A 25,159-nucleotide genomic window follows, 5' to 3' on the forward strand; every position below is an offset into this window, starting at 1 on the left:
TATCAGTCATTACATGAACGGTACGGGGTGAAATGCTCGATGACGGATGGGTATGACTGTTACCAGAATGCGTTGGCGGAGCGGGTGAACGGGATGTCCCGTCCTGAATAGTCTTGCCACTCATCACGCAGTTATTGCAGCCACAGCACCTGAACTCACACAACAACCAAGGAAACAACCCTTATCCGGCAACCACATCATGATGTTTCAGGGCTTCGCACCGAACCTCGACCAACAAAAATGCCAGTCGGGTAAGCGACTGGCATCTCTTGATAAACACGCACTATCTCTGGCTGATTAGAGTGGTTGCGCTTCCAACAGGAACGGCGTGATACCGGTGATTTCCGGAATACCGAGCACCAGGGTGTCTTTCTGACCATTGCTACCCGGTTTCATGGTCAGATATGCAGTGACACTGGCGTTGCGATCGGCAAATTCGCGCATCCTTTTTTCCCAGAGCCCCTCATAAATTTTTCCCTCTTTGATATCAGCAGGCCCTGTCAAGGTATTGAAACTGCATGACCGATTGTTCCAACCAGTCAACGTCAGCTTGTTCAAACCTTGAGTGTTGGCCTCTGTCTCACCGCTTACAGAACACCCTTCTTTAAACAGGATGGTCAGCTTGATCCCCAAACCATTGTTGCTGCGCTCGGTTTTGAAATCTTGAAACAGTGCACTCTCCCCAAGGTTGTACCAGGAGTCCGCGTTGATAGGCGCAGTGACCATCGGCTGCAATGCCACTTGGCCGCCCCAATTCTGAATAGTGAGTGCAGAATCGATTTTGGCTTTGACGGGTCGATAATCGAGTACCCAGAGTGACTGGCTGCTTCCCGCCGTATCTGGTACAGACGCCACCTTGACCAACCCATCGACATTGGTATTGGACTTTTGCTCAGCCGAGTCGAAGGTACTGGGTTGGCTTTTGTTCACCAGCAACGACAACGTCAGTGGGTAACCCTCACCTTTATTCAGAGAAGAGAAGCCTTGAGGGAAGGTATAAGTGCTGACTGTGGCACTTCTTTTCTCAGCAATGTTCATCGCCCAACCCGTGCCCTCTGTGGACGCCGGATAGACAAGACCGACCGCACGATAACTGTCGTTGACCGGACGGTTGATTAACTGCCCCTGAGCGTCCATCAGGACGGGGAGATAGACGCCAGCCACCGGCAGCGCCCTCGGTTGCGGCTCCGGTGGCGTGGTACCACCACCACCACTATCTCCGCCACCACCACCGCAACCAACCAAACCTAATGCACCAATAATTGCCCACGAAAGCGTAGTTTTTTTCATTATTTAATCTCGTTTTTTAGCCTGAACCTTATTATTCCGCAGCTATTTTAACGGGGCAGCACCCGCACTGTCTGTCGGCTATTTGTAACCAAACATTTCATCAAAATGAATGTTTTCTTGCGCACTCCTCTCCTCAACACATTTAGGCCCGCTGATATAAAAAGCCCCTCACAGAGAGGGGCTGAATCGAAAAATCGAGCTACCGGCTCACGCCTCGCTGCTGGGCAGCGCGGAAGGTTCCAGCAGGGTTTCATCTTCGGCCATGCAAGCTGCAGCGGTGAACAGCACGTCGGTGGAGCTGTTCAGCGCTGTCTCGGCAGAATCCTGCAACACGCCGATGATAAAGCCGACGGCCACCACCTGCATGGCGATGTCGTTGCTGATACCAAACAGGCTGCACGCCAGCGGGATCAGCAGCAAGGAGCCACCGGCTACACCGGACGCGCCACAGGCACTGACGGTAGCTACCACAGAGAGCAGCACGGCCGTTGCCATGTCCACTTCCATCCCCAGGGTATGTACCGCCGCCATGGCGAGCACAGTGATGGTGATGGCCGCACCCGCCATGTTGATGGTGGCACCCAGCGGGATGGAGACAGCGTAGGTATCTTTGGGCAGGCGCAGTTTTTCACACAGCGCCATGTTGACCGGGATGTTGGCGGCAGAGCTGCGGGTAAAGAAGGCGGTCACACCGCTCTCTTTGAGGCAAGTCAGCACCAGCGGATAGGGGTTGCGCTTGATCTTCCAGAAGACGATCAATGGGTTGACCACAAAGGCGATAAACAGCATGCAGCCGATCAGCACCACCAGCAGTTGAGCATAGCCAAACAGGGCATCGAAGCCGGTCTCTGCCAGAGTGGAGGCAACCAGACCCAGGATCCCGAGCGGGGCACAGCGGATCACCGCTTTCACGATGGCGGAGACACCGTGAGACAGGTCAGTGATCAGCGCCTTGGTGCTCTCGTTGGCATGGCGCATGGCGATACCCAGACCGATGGCCCACGCCAAGATCCCGATATAGTTGGCATCCATCAGCGCCTTGACCGGGTTGGTCACCACGTTGAACAGCAGGGTCTGCAGCACCTCGGTGATCCCGCCTGGCGGGGTGATCTCGGCAGTATTGGCCACCAGATGGAGGTTGGAGGGGAACAGGAAGCTGGCAATCACCGCGACCACAGCCGCAGAGAAAGTACCAAAGAGGTAGAGCGCCAGCAGCGGGCGAATATTGGTCTTCTGACCCTGCTTGTGACCAATGATGGCCGCCATCACCAGTACGAATACCAGCAGCGGGGCTACCGCTTTCAGTGCACCAACAAACAGACTGCCGAGCAGACCTGCCGTTTTCGCCCACTCGGGGGCAAACAGAGCCAGCAAGATACCGAATACCAGACCAACCAGGATCTGGCTGACCAGACTGGTGCTATTGACCAGCCGAAGGAGGGGGTGTTGTTGTGTCATCAAAAAAGTCCCTAAGCACCGTAGTGCATGAATCATGAGTCCTGTCTGCAACCACTCATCGGAAGACCCCTGTCGCCCGAATGTGGTGTCTGTGGCCAGCCTTCTGTCGGGCCGATCCGCCAGTCACCGGATTGCATGACGGAATATCCCATTCGCCATCTTTTTTTTCCAGAGACTCACCAAAAAATATCCCGTTTCCATCACAAAAAACCGCAACAAAACCTTAACCACAGCGCAACCACCCATTTTTGTACGTTTTATCGACACTCTCTGCCCTCACCCTCACGACCATTCCTGTGTCATCCATGACCGGAATCGCTGTGCTATCATCCCCCATTTGCTGCGGAGCCTTGCCATGATCACATCCCTGCTCAACCAATATTTTGGTTTCTCCGCACTCAGGCCAGGTCAGGAGGCGGTGATCAGCCGGGTGCTGGCTGGTCAGAGTGCCGCCGCCATCTTTCCCACCGGCTCCGGCAAGTCCCTCTGTTATCAACTGCCTGCCCTCGCCCTGCCTCACCTGACCCTGGTGATCTCGCCGCTGCTGGCGCTGATGCACGATCAACTCGCCTTCCTTAAAAGCAAGGGAATAAGCGCTGCTACCCTCGACTCAAGCCAGAGCCCGGAGGAGAGCCGACGAGTGATGCAGCAGGCGCTGGATGGACAGCTCAAGATCCTGATGATCTCGGTGGAGCGACTCAAGAATGAGCGCTTTCGCCGCTTTATCCAGCAAGTGCCGCTCTCGCTGATGGTCGTCGATGAGGCGCACTGTATCTCGGAGTGGGGCCACAACTTTCGCCCCGACTACCTCAAGCTGCCGAGCTATCGCCATGACCTGAAGATCCCACAGGTGTTGCTGCTGACGGCCACCGCCACACCGGCGGTGATTCAGGATATGCAGACCAAATTCGGCATCGCGCCGGAGGGGGTCGTGGTCACCGGTTTCTATCGCCCCAATCTTGATCTGGCCGTCATTCCCCTGTCGCCCGACGCGCGGGATAGCTGGCTCGCGCAGGAGTTGGCCAACGATCCGACGGCCCCCACCATCGTCTACGTCACCTTGCAACACACCGCCGAAGCCTGTGCCGAGCACCTCATTAGAGAAGGGATCAACGCCCGCGCCTATCATGCCGGACTCGACTCGGCGCTGCGCAGTCAGATCCAGCACGACTTCATGGCGGGCAAGGTGGACTGCATCGTCGCCACCATCGCCTTTGGCATGGGGATCGACAAAGCGGATATCCGGCGGGTCATTCACTACGATCTGCCCAAATCTATCGAGAACTACAGCCAGGAGATTGGCCGCGCCGGACGGGATGGCCAGCCATCGCGCTGTATCGTGCTGGCCAACCAGAGCCAGCTGCCGGTGCTGGAGAACTTCGTCTACGGCGATACGCCGGATTTGAGTGCCATCCTCCAGCTCCTTGCCATCATCAAGCAGAGCGGGAGCGAGTGGGAATTCACCCTGCTGCGCCTCTCCAACGACACCAATATCCGCCAGTTGCCCCTTAAAACCCTGCTGGTCTATCTGGAGATGGCAGGCATCATCACCCCGGCCTACAGCTACTACGCCGACTACCGCTTCAAGTTTGTGCTGGATAAAGGCGAGATAGTGAGCCGCTTCAATACGGATCGCCGCCAGTTTCTGGAGCAGCTGTTCGCCTGCGCTCCACAAGCGCGCAGCTGGTGCACCATGGACTTTGACGCCCTCTGGCAGGGCTATCAGGGGGAGCGGCAGCGGGCCGTTGCGGCGCTCGACTACCTGCAGCAGCAAGGCTGGATCGAGCTTGAAAGCAAACAGATGACCGAGGTCTACCGGATCACCCGTCAGGGGTGGGACAACGAGCAGGAAGCAAAAGTCCTGCACGCCCTGTTCCTGCAAAAAGAACAGAGTGAGCTGGCCAGACTGCAAGCCATGCTCGACTTTTTCACCTCAAGTGAGTGCCTGAGCCACCGCCTCGCCCGCTATTTTGCCGATGAGGTGGCGCCGGTTCATTGTGGCCACTGTTCGGTTTGTCGCGGCGAGGTGGCACATCTTCCTCCCCTACCCTCACTGACCATGCCAAACGAGGCGGGGATCCGCGCCTGGTGCGATCCGCTGATTGCCAAGACAGGTTCGGTGGATGCGCGTGTTCTGGCCCGTTTCCTGTGCGGCATCACCACACCGCTGACCAGCCGGGTCAAGGCCAAATCGCTGGCGGGCGCAGGCCAGTTGGCCGCCCACCCGTTTGCCCGCGTCCTGGCGGCAGTGCAACAAGCCTACCCTTGATAGATGAGTGCTGGTGGCTTCAATAGCCACCAGCAGAAACAAGCGTTTACAGACGCAGAAAAAGAAGACCCTCGCGGTTGCGAGGGTCAAGCCAACGGAAACGTGCTTAAACAGAGCTTGGTGAGGCAACAGTCAACTCTCTTGCTAAAGCATCTTGCTGCTCACACATCGCCAATCTAGGGCACTCAAAATGTAGCGTCAATGTAAAAATTAGAGCCAAAACTCCAAACAAAGTGATTTACGTTAACGTTCACGTAATGACATTCTCATCCATAACCCCGCCAACCCGCAGCCCCATTGCCTTTCGTCAAACCCCTTAATCTTTTCGCAATAAGTTCCCTGTTTCCCATAAACATTTATTTTTTATGTCTTTGACATTTACCTCACTATCGTGGCAAAAATAATTTAACAGTCAGTAACATAGCGGTGTTGTTGACTGACCCTCCCCGCACAAGGATCGGGCAGGTTTCTTCAGAATTTAACCTATCAACCGTGATGGATTACTGGAGTCTGTTGACTAGGCTTTAAAAGCGCACAACACAAAAGCAGTCATCCACTTTTTTCAGGGTAAGCGACTATAACGAGGGCAAAGTTATGGGCATATTCGAGCATTACCAACAGCGATATGAAAAAGCGAGAGAAGAGGAATATACCATCCAGGAGTTCCTGGATATGTGTAAGCAGGACAAAGCCTGCTACGCCTCCGCAGCCGAACGTCTGCTGACCGCCATCGGTGAGCCGGAGATGGTAGACACCTCAGCCAACCCCAGACTGAGCCGACTCTTCTCCAACCGCGTAGTGGCACGCTATCCCGCCTTCAAGGATTTCTACGGGATGGAAGAGGCCATCGAACAGATCGTCTCCTACCTCAAACACTCCGCCCAAGGGCTGGAGGAGAAGAAACAGATCCTCTATCTGCTGGGCCCCGTTGGCGGCGGTAAATCCTCGCTGGCAGAGAAACTCAAATCCCTGATGCAGAAGGTGCCCATCTATCGCATCAAGGGCTCACCGGTCAACGATCACCCCTTCTGCCTGTTCGATATCGAAGAGGATGGGGAGATCCTGGAAAAAGAGTACGGCATCCCGCGCCGCTACTTGCGTCCCATCATGTCCCCCTGGGTGGCCAAACGCCTGCATGAATTTGGCGGCGACATCACCAAGTTCAAGGTGGAGAAGGTCAACCCCTCCATCCTCGATCAGATTGCCATCGCCAAAACGGAACCGGGCGATGACAACAACCAGGATATCTCCTCACTGGTCGGCAAGGTCGACATCCGCATGCTGGAGCACTTCGCCCAGGATGACGCCGATGCTTACTCCTACTCAGGTGCGCTGTGTAAAGCGAACCAGGGGGTGATGGAGTTTGTGGAGATGTTCAAGGCGCCGATCAAGGTGCTGCACCCGCTGCTAACTGCAACTCAGGAGGGTAACTACAACGGTACCGAAGGGCTCTCAGCCCTCCCCTTTGACGGCATCTTGCTCGCTCACTCCAACGAATCCGAGTGGCAGCAGTTCCGCAACAACAAGAACAACGAGGCCTTCCTCGACCGGGTCTACATCGTCAAGGTGCCTTACTGCCTGCGCGTCTCCGAAGAGGTGAAGATCTACGAGAAACTGCTGATCAACAGCGAATTGACCGAGGCCAAATGCGCCCCGGGCACCCTCGAGCTGCTGGGCCAGTTCTCTGTGTTGTCACGGCTGAAAGAGCCGGAAAACTCCAGCATCTACTCCAAGATGCGGGTCTATGATGGCGAAAGTCTGAAGGACACCGATCCGAAGGCGAAGAGCTATCAGGAGTATCGCGACTACGCCGGTGTGGACGAGGGGATGAATGGTCTCTCTACCCGCTTTGCGTTCAAGATCCTCTCCCGCGTCTTCAACTTCGACCACGCGGAAGTGGCCGCCAACCCGGTGCACCTCTTCTATGTGCTGGAGCAGCAGATCGAGCGCGAACAGTTCCCGCAAGAGCTGCACGATCGCTACCTTGAGTTCATCAAGGGCTATCTGACCCCGCGCTATGTGGAGTTCATCGGCAAGGAGATCCAGACCGCCTATCTCGAGTCCTACTCCGAGTACGGTCAGAACATCTTTGATCGCTACGTCACCTACGCCGACTTCTGGATCCAGGATCAGGAGTACCGTGACCCCGAAACCGGCCAGCTGTTTGACAGAGCGTCCCTCAACAGCGAGCTGGAGAAAATTGAAAAACCTGCCGGGATCAGCAACCCGAAAGATTTCCGCAACGAAATCGTCAACTTCGTGCTGCGTGCCCGGGCCAACAATGCAGGCCGTAACCCCAACTGGACCAGTTACGAGAAGCTGCGCACCGTGATCGAGAAGAAGATGTTCTCCAACACGGAAGAGCTGCTGCCGGTTATCTCCTTCAACAGCAAAACCTCGGCCGAGGAGCAGAAGAAGCACGATAACTTTGTCGAACGGATGATGGAGAAAGGCTACACCCGCAAACAGGTGCGACTGCTCTCCGAATGGTATCTCAGGGTACGCAAGTCATCCTGACCCTGACTGTTCAAGGGGGAGTTATGGCGCATTTTATCGACCGCAGGCTCAACGGCAAAAACAAAAGCGCTGTCAATCGGCAGCGCTTTATCCGCCGCTACAAGAAGCAGATAAAACAAGCGGTCTCGGATGCTGTCTCCAAGCGCAGCATTCAGGACGTAGACAAGGGCGAGAGCATCAGCATCCCGACCAAGGATATCGGCGAGCCCCATTTTCATCAGGGGCACGGCGGTAAACGGGAGATGGTGCATCCCGGCAATGATCAGTTCGTCTCCGGCGACAAGATTGACCGCCCCAAAGGAGGGGGCGGTGGACAGGGTTCCGGCGAGGGGCAGGCATCCAATCAGGGTGAAGGGGCCGATGATTTCGTGTTCCAGATCTCCAAGGATGAGTATCTCGATCTGCTGTTTGAAGATCTGGAGTTGCCCAGGCTGCAGAAAACCCAGCTCAATCAGCTGATGGAGGTCAAAACCTATCGGGCGGGCTACACCTCAAACGGGGTGCCCGCCAACATCAACGTGGTGCGTTCCCTGCAAAATTCGCTGGCGCGGCGCATGGCGCTGCAAGCAGGCAAGAAACGCCAACTGCATGAACTGGAAGAGCGGCTGGCTCTGCTGGCCAACGATCCCAACGAGCACTTTGCCGAAATCGCCCTGCTCGAGAAGGAGATCAGGGAGCTGAAACGACGGATCGATGCGGTGCCGTTTATCGACACCTTCGATCTCAAGTTCAACAACTTCGTCAAACGGCCCGTCCCCTCCAGCCAGGCGGTGATGTTCTGCCTGATGGACGTCTCGGGCTCCATGGATCAGGCCACCAAGGAGATGGCCAAGCGTTTCTATATCCTGCTCTATCTGTTCCTGAGCCGGACTTACAAGAACGTAGAAGTGGTCTATATCCGCCACCATACCCAGGCCAAGGAGGTGGACGAGCACGAGTTCTTCTACTCCCAGGAGACTGGCGGCACCATCGTCTCCAGCGCCCTCAAGATGATGAACGACATCATCAACGAGCGTTACCCCGCCAACCAGTGGAACATCTATGCGGCGCAGGCGTCGGATGGTGACAACTGGGCCGATGACTCGCCGCAATGCCGGGAGATCTTGGCGCGGGACATCATGCCAAGGGTGAGGTACTACTCCTACATCGAGATCACCACCCGTGCCCACCAGACCCTGTGGCACGAATATGAATCAGTAGCCAGCCAGTTCCCCCACTTTGCGATGGAGCACATTCGCAAGGTCGAGGATATCTATCCGGTGTTCCGCGAGCTGTTCAAGAAACAAGCGGCGTGAGGAGGTCACATGATCGAAACAGAAAAACGTGTAGCGCCACTGGATGACGGACCAGACTGGAACTTCGATCTGCTGGAGACCTATCACCAGGAGATCGCCCGGGTCGCCCGTTTCTACAAGCTGGATACCTACCCCAACCAGATCGAGGTGATCACCGCCGAACAGATGATGGATGCCTACTCCAGCGTCGGCATGCCCATCGGCTATCAACACTGGTCGTTCGGCAAGCGCTTTATCCATACCGAGCGCAACTACAAGCGCGGCCAGATGGGGCTGGCTTACGAGATCGTCATCAACTCGGATCCCTGCATCGCCTACCTGATGGAGGAGAACACCATGCCGATGCAGGCGCTGGTGATGGCACACGCCTGCTACGGCCACAACTCCTTCTTCAAAAACAACTACCTGTTCAAGGCCTGGACCGATGCCTCCTCCATCATCGACTACCTGCTGTTCGCCAAGAACTACATCACCCAGTGTGAAGAGAAGCATGGCATCGAGGCAGTGGAGCAGCTGCTCGACTCCTGCCATGCCCTGATGAACTTCGGGGTGGATCGCTACAAGCGTCCCCAGAAGATCTCGATGGCCGAGGAGAAGAGGCGTCAGAAGGCGCGGGAAGATTATCTGCAGACTCAGGTCAACGAGCTGTGGCGAACCCTGCCCAAACAGCATAAAGCGGCTGGCGTGGAGGACAGGCGCTACCCCGCAGAGCCCCAGGAGAACATTCTCTACTTCATCGAGAAGAATGCCCCCTTGCTGGAGCCCTGGCAGCGGGAAGTGGTGCGCATCGTGCGCAAGATAAGTCAGTATTTCTATCCACAAAAGCAGACCCAGGTGATGAACGAGGGGTGGGCCACCTTCTGGCACTACACCATCCTCAATCACCTCTATGACGAGGGCAAGTTGAGCGATCGCTTCATGATGGAGGTGCTGCACAGCCACACCAACGTGGTCTATCAACCGGCTTACAACAGCCGCTACTACTCGGGGATCAACCCCTATGCGCTGGGGTTTGCCATGTTTACCGACCTGCGCCGCATCTGCGAGAACCCGACCGAGGAAGATAGATACTGGTTCCCCGACTATGCTGGCAGCAACTGGGTCGAAACCCTCCACTTTGCCATGCAGAACTTCAAGGATGAGAGCTTTATCAGCCAGTTCTTAAGCCCAAAAGTGATGCGGGATATGAAGCTGTTCGCCATTGATGACGACGATCTGAAGAACTATCTGAAGGTCTCCGCTATCCACAATGACGAGGGGTACCGTCAGGTGCGCAATACCCTGTCGGCCCAATACAACCTCAGCAATCTGGAACCCAATATTCAGGTCTACAACGTTGCCGTGAAGGGGGATCGCTCCCTCACCCTGCGCTATGTGCCCCACAACCGCATACCCCTTGGCGACTCACGCCATGAGGTGCTCAAGCACCTGCACCAACTGTGGGGATTTGACGTGGTGCTGGAACAGGATAACGGCGATCTACCTGCAGATATCATCGGCCGCTGCCCGGAGCGCAAACCTGGGATCTGACCCGTGATCAGATATATCTACGGCCCACTTCGGTGGGCCATTTTTTCGGCCTTCGCCTCTGCCTGCATCATCGCAGCACCACCTGAATAACCCGAACAAACCACAATATAGAAAGAGGCCCGCATGGGGTGCGGGCCTCTTTGCCTTGCGGTCACTCTGCAGCGGTTATCAGTAGAAGGTCTGCTGCTCTGCGGCCATCGCCTTGAGACGGGCACAGGGGGCGAACCGGTCGCCGTGGCGCTTCTGGTAATACTCCAGACGGCCAACCAGATGATCGATCCCGAGCGTGTCCATATAACGGAACGGGCCGCCAAGGAAAGGCGGGAAACCGATGCCGAAGATGGCGCCGATATCGCCATCACGGGCCGACGCCACCACACCACTATCCAACGCCATGGCCGCTTCGTTGAGCATCAGCAACACGCAGCGCTCGGCGATCTCCTGACGGGCCAGCTTGGCAGAAGGCTTGATGCCGAGCACGCCATAGACGCTCTCGTCCACCGTCTTCTTGCCCTCTTTGCCAGTCAGCTTGTTGCGCGGTGCCGCCTTGCCATAGAGGTAGAAGCCCTTGCCGTTCTTGCGTCCCTTGCGATCATTTTGCAGCAGTTTGTCGAACGCCTTGGGCGCCTGGAACTGCTCGCCGCCCAGCTCTTTCTCAAGGATGGGGGAGATCTTGGCGCCCACATCGATCCCCACCTCGTCCAGCAAGGTGATGGGGCCAACCGGGAAGCCAAAGTCCAGCAGCGCGCTATCCAGCACCTCCACCGGCTCCCCTTCCAGCACCAGTCGCGCCGCCTCATTCATGTAGGGCGCCAGGATGCGGTTGACGTAGAAACCGGCTTCGTCCTTCACCACGATGGGCGTTTTGCCCTGGGCACGGGCAAAAGCCAGGGTGGTAGCGACCGTCTCGGCACTGGTGCCAGCGTGGGGGATGATCTCCGCCAGCGGCATCTTGTCCACCGGGCTGAAGTAGTGCAGCCCCACGACTCGCTCCGGGTGCGCCGCCTCTGCCGCAATCTGGTTGATGGGCAGGGATGAGGTGTTGGAGGCAAACACTGTGTGCTCACCGCACTCACGCTCCACGTCCTTCACCATCTGGTGTTTGAGATTGAGATCTTCAAACACCGCCTCCACCACCATGTCCACCCGGTGAAAACCGGAGTAGTCGAGGGTGCCGGTCAACAGGCTCATCTGCTTTTCCAGCTCGCTGCGCAGGATGTGACGGCGCTTGAGCTTCTTGGCCAGAATGTCATAGCTATAGCGCATGGCATTACCGATGCCACTACTTGCCACATCCTTGATCCGCACCGGCACTCCCGCCTTGGTAGCGGTGACGAACGCAATGCCGCCCCCCATCAGACCACCGCCCAGCACGGCGGCATGGGCCACCTTGCGCGGCTCGGCCCCCTGATAGGTGACCTCTTTCTTCATCTCAGTGGTGGCAAAGAAGATGGAACGCAGGGCGGCAGACTCAGCAGTCATCACCAGCTCGCCAAAGTGGCGGGATTCAGCGGCCAGACCGGCCTTCATCCCCTCCTCCACGCCGATGCGCACAACATCCAGGATCCGCTCCGGCGCCGGGTAGTTGCCACGGGTCTTGGCTTTCACCCCCTTGCTGGCCTGATCGAACAGCACCTTGCGACCCAACTTGTTGGTCTCCAGCACCTTGCCCTGCAGATCCCGTTTCAACTGATGGCGCGGTTTGCCCTTCTTGGCCAGCTTGATAGCGGCATCCAACAGGATGGAAGGGGGCACCACATCGTCCACCAGCCCCAATTTCTTGGCCTGTTTGGCCCGCACCTGCTTGCCGGTCAGCATCAGATCCAGTGCCTTGGCCACCCCGATGAGACGTGGCAGACGCTGGGTACCGCCAGAGCCCGGCAGCAGACCGAGCTGCACTTCCGGCAATCCCAGCACGGTTTTACCGTGATCGGTCACCACCCGACCATGACAGGCCAGCGCCAGCTCCAGCCCGCCACCGAGGCAGGGGCCGTGAATGGCGGCGATCACCGGAATGGTCAGCCCCTCGATCTCGGCAAAGATCTCCTGCCCTTCTCGTGACAGGGTCTCGGCATCCTTGGCACTGGTGCAGGCGGCCAGCATGGTGATATCAGCACCGGCGATGAAGGAGTCCTTCTTGCCGGAGGTGATCACCAGACCGATCAAATCCTTGTTGCGTTTCACTTCGGCCAGCACGGTGCGGATCTCCTCCACAAAGGCGGCCTTCAGGGTATTCATGCTCTCACCCGGCACATCCATGGTGAGGATGCCGATGCCATCTTTGCGAACATCCAGGGAAAAAGTCTTAGCGCTCATCATTCAACCTCCAACACCATAGCCACGCCCAATCCACCCGCTGCACAAGCGGTGTTGAGCCCCAATCCCCCGCCGCGACGACGCAGCTCGTGCAGGGTCTGGGTGATCATCCGCGCACCGGTCGCGGCAAAGGGGTGGCCATAGGCCAGCGAACCACCGAGGACGTTGAACTTCTCCATGTCCACCTCGCCGATGGCCTGATCGCGGCCCAGCTTGTCACGGGCAAAATCGTGGCTGGCAAACATCTTGAGGTTGGCCAGAGTCTGGGCGGCAAAGGCTTCGTGCATGTCGATCAGGGTCAGATCACCGAGCGTGATACCAGCTCTGTCCAGCGCCAGCGGCGTAGCGTAGGAGGGCCCCATCAGCATGTCTTGCCACACATCGATGGCCGAGAAGGCGAAGCTGCGGATATAGCCAAGCGGTTCGAGGCCAAGCTCTTTCGCCCGACCTTCCCGCATCAGCAGCACGGCGGCGGCGCCATCGGTCAGCGGGGTGGCGTTGGCCGCCGTCACTGTGCCATGAACCCGGTCAAACACCGGCTTGAGCTTGGCGTAGCTCGCCAGATCCGAGCTTTCACGGATATTGTTGTCCCGCTCCAGCGGTGACTTGTAAGGCGGTACATGGGCAGTAAACACCTCGCCGCTCAGCTTGCCATCAGCCCAAGCCTGCGCGGCCAGGGTGTGGGAGCGATGAGCCAGCGCATCTTGCGCCTCGCGGCTGATCTGGTGACTCTTGGCCATCTGCTCAGCGGTCTGTCCCATGGAGAGACCGGTCGAATATTCCGCCACAGCAGGCGGTACCGGCAGCAGATCCTTGACCCGCAACTGACGAAGAATATTGAAGCGCTGCTGCAGATTGCGCGCCTTGTTGAGATCCACCAGGGCGCGGGCCAGCTTCTTGCTCACTCCGATAGGGAGCACGGAGGAGGAATCCGCACCACCGGCGATGGCGATGTCTACCGTACCGGCCATGATGGATTCGGTGACGTTGGCCACCGCCTGAAAGCTGGTGGCGCAGGCGCGGGAGACGCTATAGGCATCGGTATTGACGCTCATGCCGGTACCGAGCACGATCTCGCGGGCAATGTTGGGGGCTTCCGGCATCTGTACCACCTGACCAAACACCAGCTGGTCGATAAGCTTGGGGTCGAGATCGGTACGGGCAAGCATCTCGCTCACCACCAGTTTGCCGAGATCGACTGCAGGCACGCCATGAAAGGCGGTGGCCTGCTTGGCAAAGGGGGTACGCAGCCCCGCCACGACGGCAATCCGTTCGCCCTGGCGAGTCGTCAGTTTCAATGGCTGTTTCATCCTGGCTCCTTGGTTTAAAAGGCAGAGGTCTGACCTCATTGCGCCACATCTTAACAATCCAATCACAAGTTTCATACAGCTGATTGAAACTAAATTAAGCACGGCAAGGCCCCTTTGCTCGCCCTTGGGGAGCAACTGGAGTATAAAAAGATCAACTTCCATAAAAACAACGGGTTTATCACATGGCAGCGGCCGAGTTCAGAGCACTTAGGGACTATCTTGGCAGTCAGATCCTGGGGCAGGAGGAGCTAGTAGAAGGGCTCCTGATTGCCCTGTTATGTGAAGGACATGTGTTAATCGAAGGGGCTCCCGGGCTGGCCAAAACCCGCGCCGTCAAGGCGCTTGCCGGCGCCGTCGAAGGGCGCTTTGCCCGTATCCAGTTTACCCCCGACCTGCTTCCTGCCGATCTCACCGGCAGCGAGGTGTTTCACCCGCAGGATGCCAGTTTTGTTTTCCAGCCAGGCCCCCTCTTCAACCATCTGGTGCTGGCGGACGAGATCAACCGGGCGCCGGCCAAGGTGCAATCAGCGCTGCTGGAGGCCATGGCCGAACACCAGATCACCGTGGGCAAAAAGAGCTGGCGGCTGCCACCCCTCTTTATGGTCGCCGCCACCCAGAACCCCATCGAGCAGGAGGGGACCTATCCCCTGCCGGAGGCCCAGCTCGATCGCTTCTTGCTCAAGCTGCTGGTGGACTACCCGAGCCCCGCCATGGAGCTGGCCATCCTCCAGCTCAACGCCAGCGGTGAACAGCTTGGTGCGGCGCCGGTGACCCTGAGCCAGACCAGCTTGCAACGTGCCCGCAGCGAAGTGCTGGCGGTGACCATGCAAAGCCGACTGGAGCACTATCTGGTGGAGCTGGTCTGCGCCACCCGCCCAGGCAGTGGCCTTTGCCCTGCCCTTGAGCCATTGATTGCCGTGGGGGCCAGCCCCCGCGCAACGTTGGGGCTGGCTCGCTCCGCCCGCGCCCGAGCCTGGCTCGCCGGACGTGATTATGTGCTGCCGGAAGATATCCAGCTGCAAGCCTATCCGGTGCTGCGCCACCGCCTTATTCCCAGCTATCAGGCACTGGCCGACAATCTGGATAACGATATCCTGATCGCCCAACTGCTGGATCAGGTGCCATGTCCCTAGAACCCGGTCTGCATCCCGACATCGCCATGTCACTGCCACGGCTGCTCAATATCCGGCTCTGGGCCAAGGCCAAGAAGCCACCTCACGCAGGCAGAAGCAGCAGCGAACGCGGCAAACCGGGCCGCTCTCCCGGACTCACGTTTCGGGAGCTGCGCGCCTATCAGGCTGGTGACGAGGTACGCCATATCGACTGGCGAGTGACGGCGCGCCTCGGTCGTCCCTATACCCGCCTCTATAGCGAGGAGCTCGATCAGGCGCACTGGCTGCTGCTCGATCTCTCTCCCGCCATGTATTTCGGCTCCACCCTGCAGCTCAAGGCGCGTCTGGGTTGCGAGCTGGCAGCAGCCTTGATCTGGCAAGGGGAGAAGCAGCACAACACCCTGATCTGCCACGGGCTTATCCCCCATCACCAGAGCCAGCGCGGCAGCGTGCTGCCCCTGCTCGAATCCCTCTGCCATCACTATCAGCAAGGGCTGGCCCGTCGGGAGTTTTCTCAATCACTGGCCGATACCTTGTCCGGCGTGAAGCTGCCTCACGGTGCCAAGCTGACGATCATCACCGATCACAGACCCTGCGAGTCGGCGCTCTGTCAGCAATTACAGCTGCTTTCACGGCGCCACGATATTCACTATTGGCAGATCCGTGACCCCCTCGAGGCTGCCCTTCCCTCTGATGGCCAACTGCCAGTGGCCATTGATCGGCCAGGGCAACACTATCAGGGCTGGCTGGATGGGGGCCATGCCGGTTTCTCCCGCCGCTACCAGCAAGCTGCCGAACAGCAGCTGGCCCACGGCAGGCAGCAGCTGTTGCCATTGGTGCAGCGCCTCTATCTGCTCGATAACAGCCAGACGCTGCAACAGCAGTGGCAGGAGGGGTTATGTCATCAGGGATGAGCTCGCCCGCCGAACTCGACAGCGCCAGTCCCACCTCCGAGGCTATCACCCCGCCGCTGGCCGCCCTGATGCGAGACATCCACCCGGGGCCGGATCTGATTGAACAGAGTCTTGATCCCAGAGTGCTGGCGCTATTGTGGCTATTGATCACAGGGTTATTGCTGCTGCTGATCGTCCTGATTGCCCGCAGGGTGATACGTTACCGCCGCTGGTGTCGTCAGCTGGAGGGAGATCCCGCACTGTTGGTGGCACGCATACAGGAGGCCCTGCGTCATGAAACACTGCAACGCTGGTCCGAGGCGCGCCAGCTGCAGGGAGAGGCGTGGCTCGCCTTCGTCGATCGTCACGGCGGCAGCGATTTCAACCAGTTTTCGTCTCACTGGAGCAGTTGGCTCTATGGCAACCAGAACCCGACTCGCGAGCAGAGCGAACAGCTTCGGCAACATTATCGCCGCTGGGGTCAGACCCTCTTCTTGCAACGCTCTCCCCGCTCGAAGCGTAAAGCCGCGCGGAGGCATCCATGATCCTGGCCTGGCCCTGGTTTGCGCTGGCGCTGGTGCTGCCCTTGCTGGTGCGCTTCGGCTTGCCGCCCCTGCGCCGCGGCTATCTGGCTCACCCCGGGTTTGCGCTGCTGCGTCCTCAGGCCGGATTGCCGCTCTGGCGCGCCATGCTGCTCTGGTGCGCCCTTATCCTCGCCCTCTGCCGCCCCCAGTGGTGGGGGGAACCGGTGATCAAATATGAGGGGAGTCGGGATCTGCTGCTGGCGGTGGATCTGTCAGACAGCATGCGCACCCCTGATATGCTCGATAACGGCGAGCAGCAAGCACGGCTGACGGCGGTGCGCCAGCAGATCAAGGCGCTGATCGCCAAACGGGCCGGAGACAGGGTGGGCCTCATCGTCTTTGCCGATCACGCCTATCTGCTCTCTCCCCTCACTCAGGAGATCCCGGCGCTGTTGACCTTGAGCGACGAGCTCGATTTTGATCTGGTCGGCCGAACCACCGCCCTTGGCGAGGCGATCCAGCTGGCACGTCAGCATGGGGATCCTGGTCGCCCCACCGCCCTGCTGCTGGTCACTGATGGCCGCAATACCGCAGGCAATGCCGACCCGCTGCAGGAGGCCAAACTCGCCGCAGCGCAGGGAATACGGATCTACACGCTGGGGGTCGGGGCCGATCCCGATACCTTTATCCAACCCTATGATGAGGCAGGCAGCGGTCAGACCGATCCCAGCAGCGAACTTGACGAGCCGCTCCTGAAAGAGCTGGCACAGACAGGCCAAGGGCGTTACTTTCGGGCACGCACCCAGAGCGATCTCGATGCCATCAACGTGACTCTCAATGCCCTTGAACCTGCCCCCATGCCGATTGCCCAGTACCAGCCGGTGATCGAGCTCTACCCCTGGCCGTTGGCACTGCTTTGTGGCTTGCTGCTTCTGCCATCAGGACACGGCAGACTGGAGTTTCGCATGGTGCGTAACTGGCTGGCACGAGGCGCGCGCAGATGGAGCTGATCTTGCTCCGCCCCCTGTGGCTGATCGCACTCATCCCCTGGCTCTGGCAAGGGTGGCACCGTCGTCGCCAGTCCCCGCTGCTCGCACCTGCGATGCAGGCTTATCTGCTGCCAGCATCCCGTCCTCAACGTCCCTGGCTCTGGCTGGCAACCCTGCCCGTCATTTTGGCCCTGAGTGGACCGGCACTGCGCGGTGAGCTGCAACAGCAGCCTGCAGCACCGCTAGATATCTGGCTACTGGACTTGTCACGCTCGATGACCGCCACCGATCTCAAACCGGATCGGGCAACCCGGGTCAGATGGCAATTACAGCAGCTGCTGAGCCGCGCCAAGGGCGAGCGCATTGCGCTGATCCTCTACGCAGGTGACGCCTACCTCGCCATGCCGCCCACCCGAGATCATCAAGCCCTTTCGCTGCTACTGCCCGACTTGCGCCCCGATATCATGCCGTTGCAGGGCAGCAACCCGGCACGGGCGGTGGAACTTGCCATGAAGCAGCTGGCCCCTGGAGAACAAGCGCGTCTGCTGCTGGTCACCGACGACCTCACCCGGAATCAGATGACCCAAATCGCCGCCCTGTGGCCCTGCCAGCAACGCCTTCTTTGCCGCGACACCCAGTCGGCACGCCTCGATATTCTGCTTGCCAGCAGCGGTCAACCGGCCCCCATGCCCGCCATTCCGGCCAATGAGTTGGGGTTTGCCACCCGTATGCCCGCGCAGTTGCCCGCCCCCGATAGTCAGGCTATTGCCGCCCTGGCCAATCGCCTCGGTGGTGAGCTGCAGTGGCTTGGCAACGACGTCCCCCGCTTTGCCCCCCTCCCCACCACGACCTCGGCCCTCACCCCGGCACCACTGGATCTTGGCCCCTGGTTGCTGATCCCCTTGTTACCACTGGCCTTGCTGGCCAGAGTCGGCGCCCGGTTGATGATAGCGCTGATGGTGGGAGCTCAGCTGCTTGCGCCGCAAGATCTGCAAGCCGCAGAGAAGGGAGATCTGCAAGCGATGCAGGCTTATCAAGAAGGGGATTTTCAGCGGGCTGCCCATACCTTCAACGATCCAGTCTGGCGCGGCAACGCCTGGTATCGGGCCGGAGCCTACCGGCAAGCCATCGCAGCCTATCAGGAAGTGGCGAGCGCCACCGCCCACTACAACCGCGGCAATGCCCTGCTGCAACTGGGGGAGTTTGCGGCCGCCAAAGAGGCCTATCTGGCCGCTCTGGCACTTGAACCCGGCCATGAAGATGCGCTCTATAACCTCTCTCTGTTACAGGGCGCAGCGGCGGCTGCTCCCGATACCAGCAACAGCAAGCAACCCGAACCATCGGCTGCTCAGCAGGCGACGGCAATGCCCCTGCCTCCCTCGCCACCCGTATTGCTGCTGGAACAGCGGCTGCGCAAAGAGGCGCTGCGCCGGGACCTGATCAAAGTGGAGGAGCCCTGGTGACGCGGGCAGGATGGGGACTGTTGCTCGCACTCGCGAGTCCACTTTGCTGGGCCTTGCCCCCTCGGGCAGAGCTGCTACCCGGGGCCGAACCCAGCGATTGGCTGCTGATCATCGAAGCGGATGGTGAGCGCCAGAGCAGCGAGCTGGAGATCACCCCCCTACTGCGCCAGTTTGCAGTGGGCAGAGTGACCATGAGCCGGGTCACCACCCCGGTACAACAACTGACTCGCTGGCAGATCCCGCTGCACCAGAGCGACTCACCCGCTAATACAAAGGTGGTGATTGCCCCGCTCAAGCTCGGAAATGAGTTCACTCCCTCGCTCACCCTGCCATTGAGAGAGGTGAAAACAGCGGCGCTGCCGCAACCCGCAGCCCCCTCGCCCCTCGAGATGCAGGCCCGCCTTGAGCATCAGGGCCCGCTCTATCCCGGCCAGCCGGTGATCTACCGCCTGACACTGTGGCTGCCCACCAGTATGCAAAACCCGGCCCTGAGCGAGCTTAGCTCTGCCCACTTCACCATCCGTCGCCTCGGTAGCGACGAGTGGATCGCCCCCGTTCAGGCAGGTCTGCCTGGCCGGCTCACCCGCAGCTGGCTTATTCAGGCAAAAGCGCCTGGGCTCTGGCATCTCGACTCACCCCGCTTGCAGGGGCAGCTCACGCAGCAAGGGGGAAAAGCGCAAAAACTCTCGGCCCGCGCGGCACCACTCGAGGTTCGGGTCGACAAAGCCCCCGCCACGCCGGTGGCCACCCGGCTGACCCTGAGTCAACGGCTTGAACCGGCCTCCACGGGGGAAGTGGGTGAACCACTGATCCGTATCCTCACCCTGACCATGGAAAATGGTGACAGCGGCCAGATACAGCTTGCCCCCCTGATGGCCCATCAACTGCCAAACGGCATACAGGCACATCCGGATGGCGAGCAACAGCAGGAGCGTTACCGTGATGGCAAGCTGCTGTTTGAGCGACAGTGGCGCCAGACTCTGGTCGCGGAGCAGAGCGGCGACTATCAGCTCCCCCCCATTGATCTGCCCTGGTTTAATACCCAAAGTGGCCGGATTGAGCAGGCCAGCCTGCCTGCCATCACGCTGACGTTTCAGGCAACGACAAATCGGCAACCTGATCAGCAGACATCACAGATGGCACTGCGAGATAGCCTTTGGTGGGTCGTGCTGGCCGTGGCGCTGCGTACGCTATGGCGCCACTGGCCCCGCTGGCGAGCCTTCTATCAACTGCAACGTGCCCTTGCCCAACACCAGCCGGATGCCAGTCGCAAGGCACTGATCCGATGGGCGACCTTGCGCTGGCAGGTCTCCTATTATCAATTAGGCCAGTTGCCCGACGCTGGGCATAATCGGCTCGGCAACGCGCTCGCCGCACTCGAGCGAGCCTGTTTTGCACGGCCCTCTTCTGGCCCGCCCATCGAGTGGCGCGCTCTGGCGCGTACCCTCAGGTCTGATGAAACGGCCGGTATTGCGCATCTGATTTACCTGCTGGCGCACGGGAGTTCCCGCTCCCGCCGCTACGCGCCCTGACAAGGATTGCCCTATGGCACTGCTGTTTTTTAGAAAAAAACGTGCTCAGCAGCATATTGGTGGAAATGATCCGGCCACTTCGCCGGTCTCTGATCCCATGGCTGACAAACAAACCAAATTTGAAGCACTGGTTCATGCGCTGCATGGCGATCTCTACCGGTATGCCTACTGGCTGACCCGGGATCCCAACGTGGCGGAAGATCTGGTGCAAGAGACCTTCCTGCGTGCCTGGAAGGCTATCGACACCCTGCAGGATGACAAGGCGGCCAAAGGGTGGCTGATCACCATCCTCAGACGGGAGAACGCCCGCCGCTTTGAACGCAAACAGCTGGAGCTGGTGGATCTCGACGATCACCCTCAGCCCCAGCACGATGCGCTGCACAGCGAACAGGAGATGGAGAACGAGTGGTTGCACCGTCACATCGCCCGGTTGCCCGAGGAGTACCAGGAGCCACTGCTGCTGCAAGTCGTGGGAGGATTCAGTGGTGAGGAGATTGCCGAGATGCTCGGCCTCAACAAGAACACCGTCATGACCCGACTGTTTCGCGCCCGCAACCAGATCAAGGAGGCGATGGAGCAGAAGAACCAAGCAAGAGGACACGGACATGGATGAACTCGAATTTCGCCGCAATGCCATGATCCAGCCCCACGATCAACTGCCGGATTTTCTCAAAGCTGCTGAAGCCAGCCAGGCCAATCGGAACTATCTCGACGAGATGAAGCAGCTCGACAGAACCCTCAAGCGCACCATGCAGGTAGAGGTCCCCGCCGGACTGGCCGAGCGGATCCTGCTCAGGCAAGCCATGCTGCATGACAGTGACGCGCCAGATGATATGCCGCCATCCCGCCCCCTTGGCACGGCGCCAGTCAAGCTCCGGACATCGACATCCTGGCGCCAGATCGCCCTGGCTGCATCGGTCGCCTTCCTGCTGGGAATGAGCACCCGCTGGATCACGCTGCCAGAAACGGCTCCTGCGGCCCTCTCCCTCGCACAGGTGGCGATGGCTCATGTCTATGGCGAAGAACCCTTTATTGAAGGTGTCGATGAGCAGGTCAATCTGCATAACATCAATGCCAAGATGGAGAAGTATGGCGCCACCTTAAGCGGGATGGATGGGCTCAAGGTGACCTATGTCAATCACTGCTCGTTTTATCAGGGACCAGCCTTGCACATGGTGATCCAAGGAAAGATGGGGCCAGTCACTCTCTTTTTAGTGCCTAAACATGTGCCATTAACCCTGCAACAGGCCACCTTTGAAGATGGCACCCTCAAAGGGGAGATTGTCCAGCTCAAAGGCGCCAACATGGTACTGATTGGCGAGATGAAAGAGCCACTTGCCCCCGTTGCCAACGCCCTGCAGTCACGTCTGCAGTGGGACATTTAACATCGCTGGTTAACAACCTCAGAGCCATCCTCAATAGCAGGCGGCGGTCACGAGCCGCTGCCTGTTCCCTCCCTGTTTACTCCCCTTTGTCACTCATTTGCCTCAAGATTTCGAAAAATCGACAAAATTATTTTTGTGACGGAGATCGGCAATCCAGGTCAATATTCCGCCTTTAGACCCTGAAAATGATGAATTAAACAGCAAGTTAAAACAAATGATTAACACATCGATCACTTTTATGTATTCTGCTGTCACTGGTCTGATTTCTTACCTCCTACCAGATCCATAGAATCACGCCAGAATTGATTGGGAAGAAGCTGAAATAAAAACGGATTTTGTCGAGGTTTGCATTGAACGTGCAGCCAATATCGGCAAAAAAATCTGCCTACAAGAGAGAACACCATGACGACAACTATTTTCAAGAAGAGCCTGATTGCCGCCACCATCGCGCTGGCCACCGGTCAAGTCCATGCCGCGGCATTCCAGTTGAATGAGCACTCGGCCTCCGGTCTGGGTCGCGCCTATGCCGGTGAAGCGGCTATCGCCGACAACGCCTCCGTGCTGGCCCGTAACCCGGCCGCCATGACCACCTTCGACAAGATGGCAGTTTCTGTCTCTGGCACCTACATCAAACCGGATGTGGATGTAGATGGTGCTGTTTACGCTGGCGCGAACAAAATGGCTCCAGCCAGCGAAAGTGGCATTGCTCCGGCAGCCTTCGTTCCCGCCTCCTACTTTATTCAGCCGCTGAATGACCAGTGGGCTTGGGGTATTGGCATCTTCTCCAACTACGGTCTCTCCACCGAATACTCCAAAACCTTCCCGGCTGGTGCCGGTGCAGGTGATACCGAGTTGATGACCTTCAATATCAACCCGAACATTGCCTATCGTATCAACGAACACTTCAGTGTCGGTGCCGGTATCAACGCCGTTTACGGTGCCGCCGAACTCAACCGCTATGCCGGTCTGCTGGGTCCGCTGAACCCACCTAGCCAAGGTGGCCCGCTGCCGACAGATACTCGCCTGGCTCACCTGAAAGGCGACACCTGGGGCTTTGGCTGGAACGTTGGCACTCTGTACGAAGTCAATGAGAACCATCGCTTTGCTCTGACCTACCGTTCACAGGTCGATATGAGCTTTGATGGTGACTTCCAGGGGCTCACTTCAGGGAACCGCACTGTTGATGGCAATCTGAAACTGGATCTGCCTGCACAAGCCGAGTTCGCCGGTTACCATCGCCTGAGCCCGCAGTTTGCTGTTCATTACTCTGTAAACTGGACTGACTGGAGTGCCTTCCAGGAGCTGAAAGCAACCAGCGGCCAATGCGCTGGCGGCGTATGTCTGCAAAAAGATGAGAAGTTTAAAGACTCTACTCGCTACTCCATCGGCGGTACCTGGTATATCAACCCGGCATGGGAAGCTCGCATGGGCTTTGCCTATGACAACACCCCGATCGAAGCTGACTACCGCAGCCTGAGCATTCCCGACTCAGACCGTATCTGGTACAGCGCCGGTGCCACCTACCATATCAACACCGATATGAGCGTTGACTTTGGTATGGCTTATCTGGACGGTAAAGAAGTTGACGTCAACGAAGGTCTGCGTAGCCACTCCGACAGCCTCCGTTGGAAAGGTACTTCCCACGGCAACGCCTTCCTGGCTTCTGCCCAGTTCAACATGAAGTTCTGATTATTGATAGAACGGAAAGAGCGCCGGCAGGCGCTCTTTTTTTATCCGAAAAAACCATCTCAGCGCACACATGTAGCACACACGTGTATATTTTTCTTTTCTAATCAATCTATTAGAGTGCATCATCCCAGCATTTAATCTCGTTTTATCCAGATACTGGCCATTATCGTTGCCTTACTGGTCATACCATATAAAATCCTGCCTCCATTCATATGACCGATTGAACCTTCGGGTAACAGCAAGGATTTTGCCATGCATCCCATCATCAAACCGTCCGCCATCGCCCTGCTGGTGATCGCGGGTCAGACTCATGCCGCCGGGTTCCAGCTGGCTGAACAGTCCGCTACAGGCCTGGGACGCGCCTTTGCCGGTGAGGCCGCCATCGCGGATAACGCCAGTGTGCTCTCCCGCAATGCAGCAGCCATGACCCGCTTCGATCAGATGGCGCTCTCTGGCGGAGTCATCTATGTCAGTCCTGACGTCAATATTGAAGGTAACACCCGCTTGCCGACCAAAGCCGGTATCGTCACCTCCGATGCCAGTGCACACGATATCGCCGCCGCAGCCTGGGTACCCAACGCCTATCTCATCATTCCACTCAACGAGCAGTGGCGACTCGGCTTCTCGGCAACCTCTTACTACGGCCTTGGCGTCAAGATGCCGGATAACTACAGCGCGGGACACTTTGGCAATGTCTCCGATATCAAGACCATGGATCTGGGTACCTCACTCGCCTATCGCATCAATGAGATGTGGTCAATTGGTGCCGGGATCTCTGCTATTCAGGGCGAAGGCGAAGTCGGTGGCACCTTCCCTTCTCGCAATCTGATCGCAAAACATTTGCAAGGGGATGGCTGGGCATGGGGCTGGAATGTCGGCACCTTGCTGGAGTTGTCCAAACAAACCCGAATTGGCCTATCCTACCGTCACGATGTCAATTTGACCCTCTCGGGAGATGCTATCGTGGGCCGACCCAATGCAGATGGCTCTGTTACCGAGATCAGAGATACCGGCAGTCTGGATCTGCCGTTGCCAGCGACGGCAGAGTTGGCGGCATTCCATCAGCTGACTGACAAGCTGGCTATCCACGGCAGCCTGAACTGGACCAACTGGAGCAAATTCGTTCAATTGGAAGCTGATCTCAACAATTTGCAGAACATGCACATCAAGGACGAGCACTGGGAAGATAGCTGGCGCTACGCCATCGGTATGACCTATCAGGTCACTCCCAAGTGGCAACTGCGCTCCGGTGTGGCCTATGACGCCAGCCCGGTGCCAGCCGATCGTCGTACCATCTCCATCCCGGATGCCGATCGGCTCTGGTACAGCCTGGGAATGGGGTATCAGTTCACGCCCAACCTGACCGTGGATCTGGGGCTGACCCTGATCGATGGCAAAAAGGTGGATGTCACTGAAAAAATGGAGCTGCAACCGGGTAATCTGATGACGACCTCCACCTTCCAGGGCACTTCCGAAGGGGATGCCTGGCTGGCTGGTGCACAATTGAGCTATCTCTTCTAAATTCCTTCCCTGCAAAAAACGCTATGCCAATTATTGCCTTACTCAATAAGGTGAACACTGGCATAG

Annotated in this window: 18 protein-coding genes; 14 read left to right on the forward strand and 4 right to left on the reverse strand. The window is 58.2% G+C overall.

Translation table 11 applies throughout. The features are described from left to right. Positions 1–297 precede the first annotated feature (297 nt). Complete coding sequence (locus tag AB5Y73_RS13425) at positions 298–1,290, reverse strand: hypothetical protein (RefSeq protein ID WP_021230165.1); 993 nt, start codon at positions 1,288–1,290, stop codon at positions 298–300. Between the two features lie 207 nt (positions 1,291–1,497). Beyond that, entirely contained in the window at positions 1,498–2,748 is a 1,251-nt protein-coding gene (gene sstT / locus AB5Y73_RS13430) for a serine/threonine transporter SstT (protein ID WP_005360370.1), read from the reverse strand. A gap of 355 nt (positions 2,749–3,103) precedes the next feature. Between sstT and AB5Y73_RS13435 the strand changes: the two genes are divergently transcribed. From AB5Y73_RS13435 to AB5Y73_RS13450, 4 genes are all read left to right on the forward strand, one after another. Then, positions 3,104–5,017: an ATP-dependent DNA helicase RecQ gene (locus AB5Y73_RS13435; RefSeq protein WP_107682924.1), complete on the forward strand. Its 1,914-nt coding sequence runs from the start codon at positions 3,104–3,106 to the stop codon at positions 5,015–5,017. Between the two features lie 594 nt (positions 5,018–5,611). Then, positions 5,612–7,534, forward strand: a complete 1,923-nt coding sequence (locus AB5Y73_RS13440) for a PrkA family serine protein kinase (protein ID WP_005333223.1) — start codon at positions 5,612–5,614, stop codon at positions 7,532–7,534. Positions 7,535–7,557: 23 nt separating this feature from the next. Then, positions 7,558–8,829, forward strand: a complete 1,272-nt coding sequence (locus tag AB5Y73_RS13445) for a YeaH/YhbH family protein (RefSeq protein WP_107682923.1) — start codon at positions 7,558–7,560, stop codon at positions 8,827–8,829. A gap of 9 nt (positions 8,830–8,838) precedes the next feature. Then, positions 8,839–10,359: a SpoVR family protein gene (locus tag AB5Y73_RS13450; RefSeq protein ID WP_005333227.1), complete on the forward strand. Its 1,521-nt coding sequence runs from the start codon at positions 8,839–8,841 to the stop codon at positions 10,357–10,359. A gap of 168 nt (positions 10,360–10,527) precedes the next feature. Here the strand turns inward: AB5Y73_RS13450 and fadJ are convergent, their stop codons facing one another. Next, on the reverse strand, positions 10,528–12,675 hold the full coding sequence (gene fadJ / locus AB5Y73_RS13455) for a fatty acid oxidation complex subunit alpha FadJ (protein ID WP_107683129.1): 2,148 nt from the start codon (positions 12,673–12,675) through the stop codon (positions 10,528–10,530). Beyond that, positions 12,675–13,985, reverse strand: a complete 1,311-nt coding sequence (gene fadI, locus AB5Y73_RS13460) for an acetyl-CoA C-acyltransferase FadI (protein ID WP_019445115.1) — start codon at positions 13,983–13,985, stop codon at positions 12,675–12,677. Before fadI ends, fadJ begins: the two co-directional genes overlap by 1 nt. 182 nt (positions 13,986–14,167) lie before the next feature. Here fadI and AB5Y73_RS13465 point away from each other — a divergent pair, with 182 nt between their 5' ends. The 10 genes from AB5Y73_RS13465 (at position 14,168) to AB5Y73_RS13510 (ending at position 25,093) form a co-directional block, all read left to right on the forward strand. Next, on the forward strand, positions 14,168–15,118 hold the full coding sequence (locus AB5Y73_RS13465) for a MoxR family ATPase (protein WP_107682922.1): 951 nt from the start codon (positions 14,168–14,170) through the stop codon (positions 15,116–15,118). Continuing rightward, positions 15,109–16,011: a DUF58 domain-containing protein gene (locus AB5Y73_RS13470; protein WP_107682921.1), complete on the forward strand. Its 903-nt coding sequence runs from the start codon at positions 15,109–15,111 to the stop codon at positions 16,009–16,011. The genes AB5Y73_RS13465 and AB5Y73_RS13470 overlap by 10 nt, the downstream gene beginning before the upstream one ends. Beyond that, positions 15,996–16,535, forward strand: a complete 540-nt coding sequence (locus AB5Y73_RS13475; protein ID WP_107682920.1) for a DUF4381 family protein — start codon at positions 15,996–15,998, stop codon at positions 16,533–16,535. Before AB5Y73_RS13470 ends, AB5Y73_RS13475 begins: the two co-directional genes overlap by 16 nt. After that, positions 16,532–17,524, forward strand: coding sequence for a VWA domain-containing protein (locus tag AB5Y73_RS13480; protein ID WP_279499604.1), 993 nt, complete (start codon positions 16,532–16,534; stop codon positions 17,522–17,524). The genes AB5Y73_RS13475 and AB5Y73_RS13480 overlap by 4 nt, the downstream gene beginning before the upstream one ends. Continuing rightward, on the forward strand, positions 17,515–18,966 hold the full coding sequence (locus tag AB5Y73_RS13485; RefSeq protein ID WP_107682918.1) for a VWA domain-containing protein: 1,452 nt from the start codon (positions 17,515–17,517) through the stop codon (positions 18,964–18,966). Before AB5Y73_RS13480 ends, AB5Y73_RS13485 begins: the two co-directional genes overlap by 10 nt. A gap of 20 nt (positions 18,967–18,986) precedes the next feature. Continuing rightward, positions 18,987–20,498, forward strand: a complete 1,512-nt coding sequence (locus AB5Y73_RS13490; RefSeq protein ID WP_107682917.1) for a BatD family protein — start codon at positions 18,987–18,989, stop codon at positions 20,496–20,498. A gap of 13 nt (positions 20,499–20,511) precedes the next feature. Continuing rightward, entirely contained in the window at positions 20,512–21,111 is a 600-nt protein-coding gene (locus tag AB5Y73_RS13495; protein ID WP_005333245.1) for a sigma-70 family RNA polymerase sigma factor, read from the forward strand. After that, a complete protein-coding gene (locus tag AB5Y73_RS13500) occupies positions 21,104–21,883 on the forward strand; it encodes a DUF3379 domain-containing protein (protein ID WP_107682916.1) in 780 nt (259 codons plus the stop codon). The genes AB5Y73_RS13495 and AB5Y73_RS13500 overlap by 8 nt, the downstream gene beginning before the upstream one ends. A 402-nt stretch (positions 21,884–22,285) precedes the next feature. Continuing rightward, on the forward strand, positions 22,286–23,572 hold the full coding sequence (locus AB5Y73_RS13505) for an outer membrane protein transport protein (RefSeq protein WP_107682915.1): 1,287 nt from the start codon (positions 22,286–22,288) through the stop codon (positions 23,570–23,572). A gap of 252 nt (positions 23,573–23,824) precedes the next feature. Next, positions 23,825–25,093 carry an OmpP1/FadL family transporter gene (locus AB5Y73_RS13510; protein WP_118853798.1) on the forward strand — a complete coding sequence of 423 codons (1,269 nt, stop codon included), beginning with the start codon at positions 23,825–23,827 and terminating at the stop codon, positions 25,091–25,093. The last annotated feature ends 66 nt before the right edge of the window (positions 25,094–25,159 follow it).

The sequence above is a fragment of the Aeromonas sp. s7(2024) genome, assembly GCF_040907825.1.
Classification (GTDB): domain Bacteria; phylum Pseudomonadota; class Gammaproteobacteria; order Enterobacterales; family Aeromonadaceae; genus Aeromonas; species Aeromonas veronii.

Bases quoted from the DNA above. Each gene is read 5' to 3' on its own strand.
- AB5Y73_RS13475 (WP_107682920.1), top strand. From the start codon at position 15,996: ATGTCATCAGGGATGAGCTCGCCCGCCGAACTCGACAGCGCCAGTCCC.
- AB5Y73_RS13470 (WP_107682921.1), top strand. From the start codon at position 15,109: ATGTCCCTAGAACCCGGTCTGCATCCCGACATCGCCATGTCACTGCCA.
- fadI (WP_019445115.1), bottom strand. From the start codon at position 13,985: ATGAAACAGCCATTGAAACTGACGACTCGCCAGGGCGAACGGATTGCC.
- fadJ (WP_107683129.1), bottom strand. From the start codon at position 12,675: ATGAGCGCTAAGACTTTTTCCCTGGATGTTCGCAAAGATGGCATCGGC.
- AB5Y73_RS13510 (WP_118853798.1), top strand. From the start codon at position 23,825: ATGCATCCCATCATCAAACCGTCCGCCATCGCCCTGCTGGTGATCGCG.
- AB5Y73_RS13450 (WP_005333227.1), top strand. From the start codon at position 8,839: ATGATCGAAACAGAAAAACGTGTAGCGCCACTGGATGACGGACCAGAC.
- sstT (WP_005360370.1), bottom strand. From the start codon at position 2,748: ATGACACAACAACACCCCCTCCTTCGGCTGGTCAATAGCACCAGTCTG.
- AB5Y73_RS13480 (WP_279499604.1), top strand. From the start codon at position 16,532: ATGATCCTGGCCTGGCCCTGGTTTGCGCTGGCGCTGGTGCTGCCCTTG.
- AB5Y73_RS13485 (WP_107682918.1), top strand. From the start codon at position 17,515: ATGGAGCTGATCTTGCTCCGCCCCCTGTGGCTGATCGCACTCATCCCC.
- AB5Y73_RS13445 (WP_107682923.1), top strand. From the start codon at position 7,558: ATGGCGCATTTTATCGACCGCAGGCTCAACGGCAAAAACAAAAGCGCT.
- AB5Y73_RS13440 (WP_005333223.1), top strand. From the start codon at position 5,612: ATGGGCATATTCGAGCATTACCAACAGCGATATGAAAAAGCGAGAGAA.
- AB5Y73_RS13500 (WP_107682916.1), top strand. From the start codon at position 21,104: ATGGATGAACTCGAATTTCGCCGCAATGCCATGATCCAGCCCCACGAT.
- AB5Y73_RS13465 (WP_107682922.1), top strand. From the start codon at position 14,168: ATGGCAGCGGCCGAGTTCAGAGCACTTAGGGACTATCTTGGCAGTCAG.
- AB5Y73_RS13425 (WP_021230165.1), bottom strand. From the start codon at position 1,290: ATGAAAAAAACTACGCTTTCGTGGGCAATTATTGGTGCATTAGGTTTG.
- AB5Y73_RS13495 (WP_005333245.1), top strand. From the start codon at position 20,512: ATGGCACTGCTGTTTTTTAGAAAAAAACGTGCTCAGCAGCATATTGGT.
- AB5Y73_RS13435 (WP_107682924.1), top strand. From the start codon at position 3,104: ATGATCACATCCCTGCTCAACCAATATTTTGGTTTCTCCGCACTCAGG.
- AB5Y73_RS13505 (WP_107682915.1), top strand. From the start codon at position 22,286: ATGACGACAACTATTTTCAAGAAGAGCCTGATTGCCGCCACCATCGCG.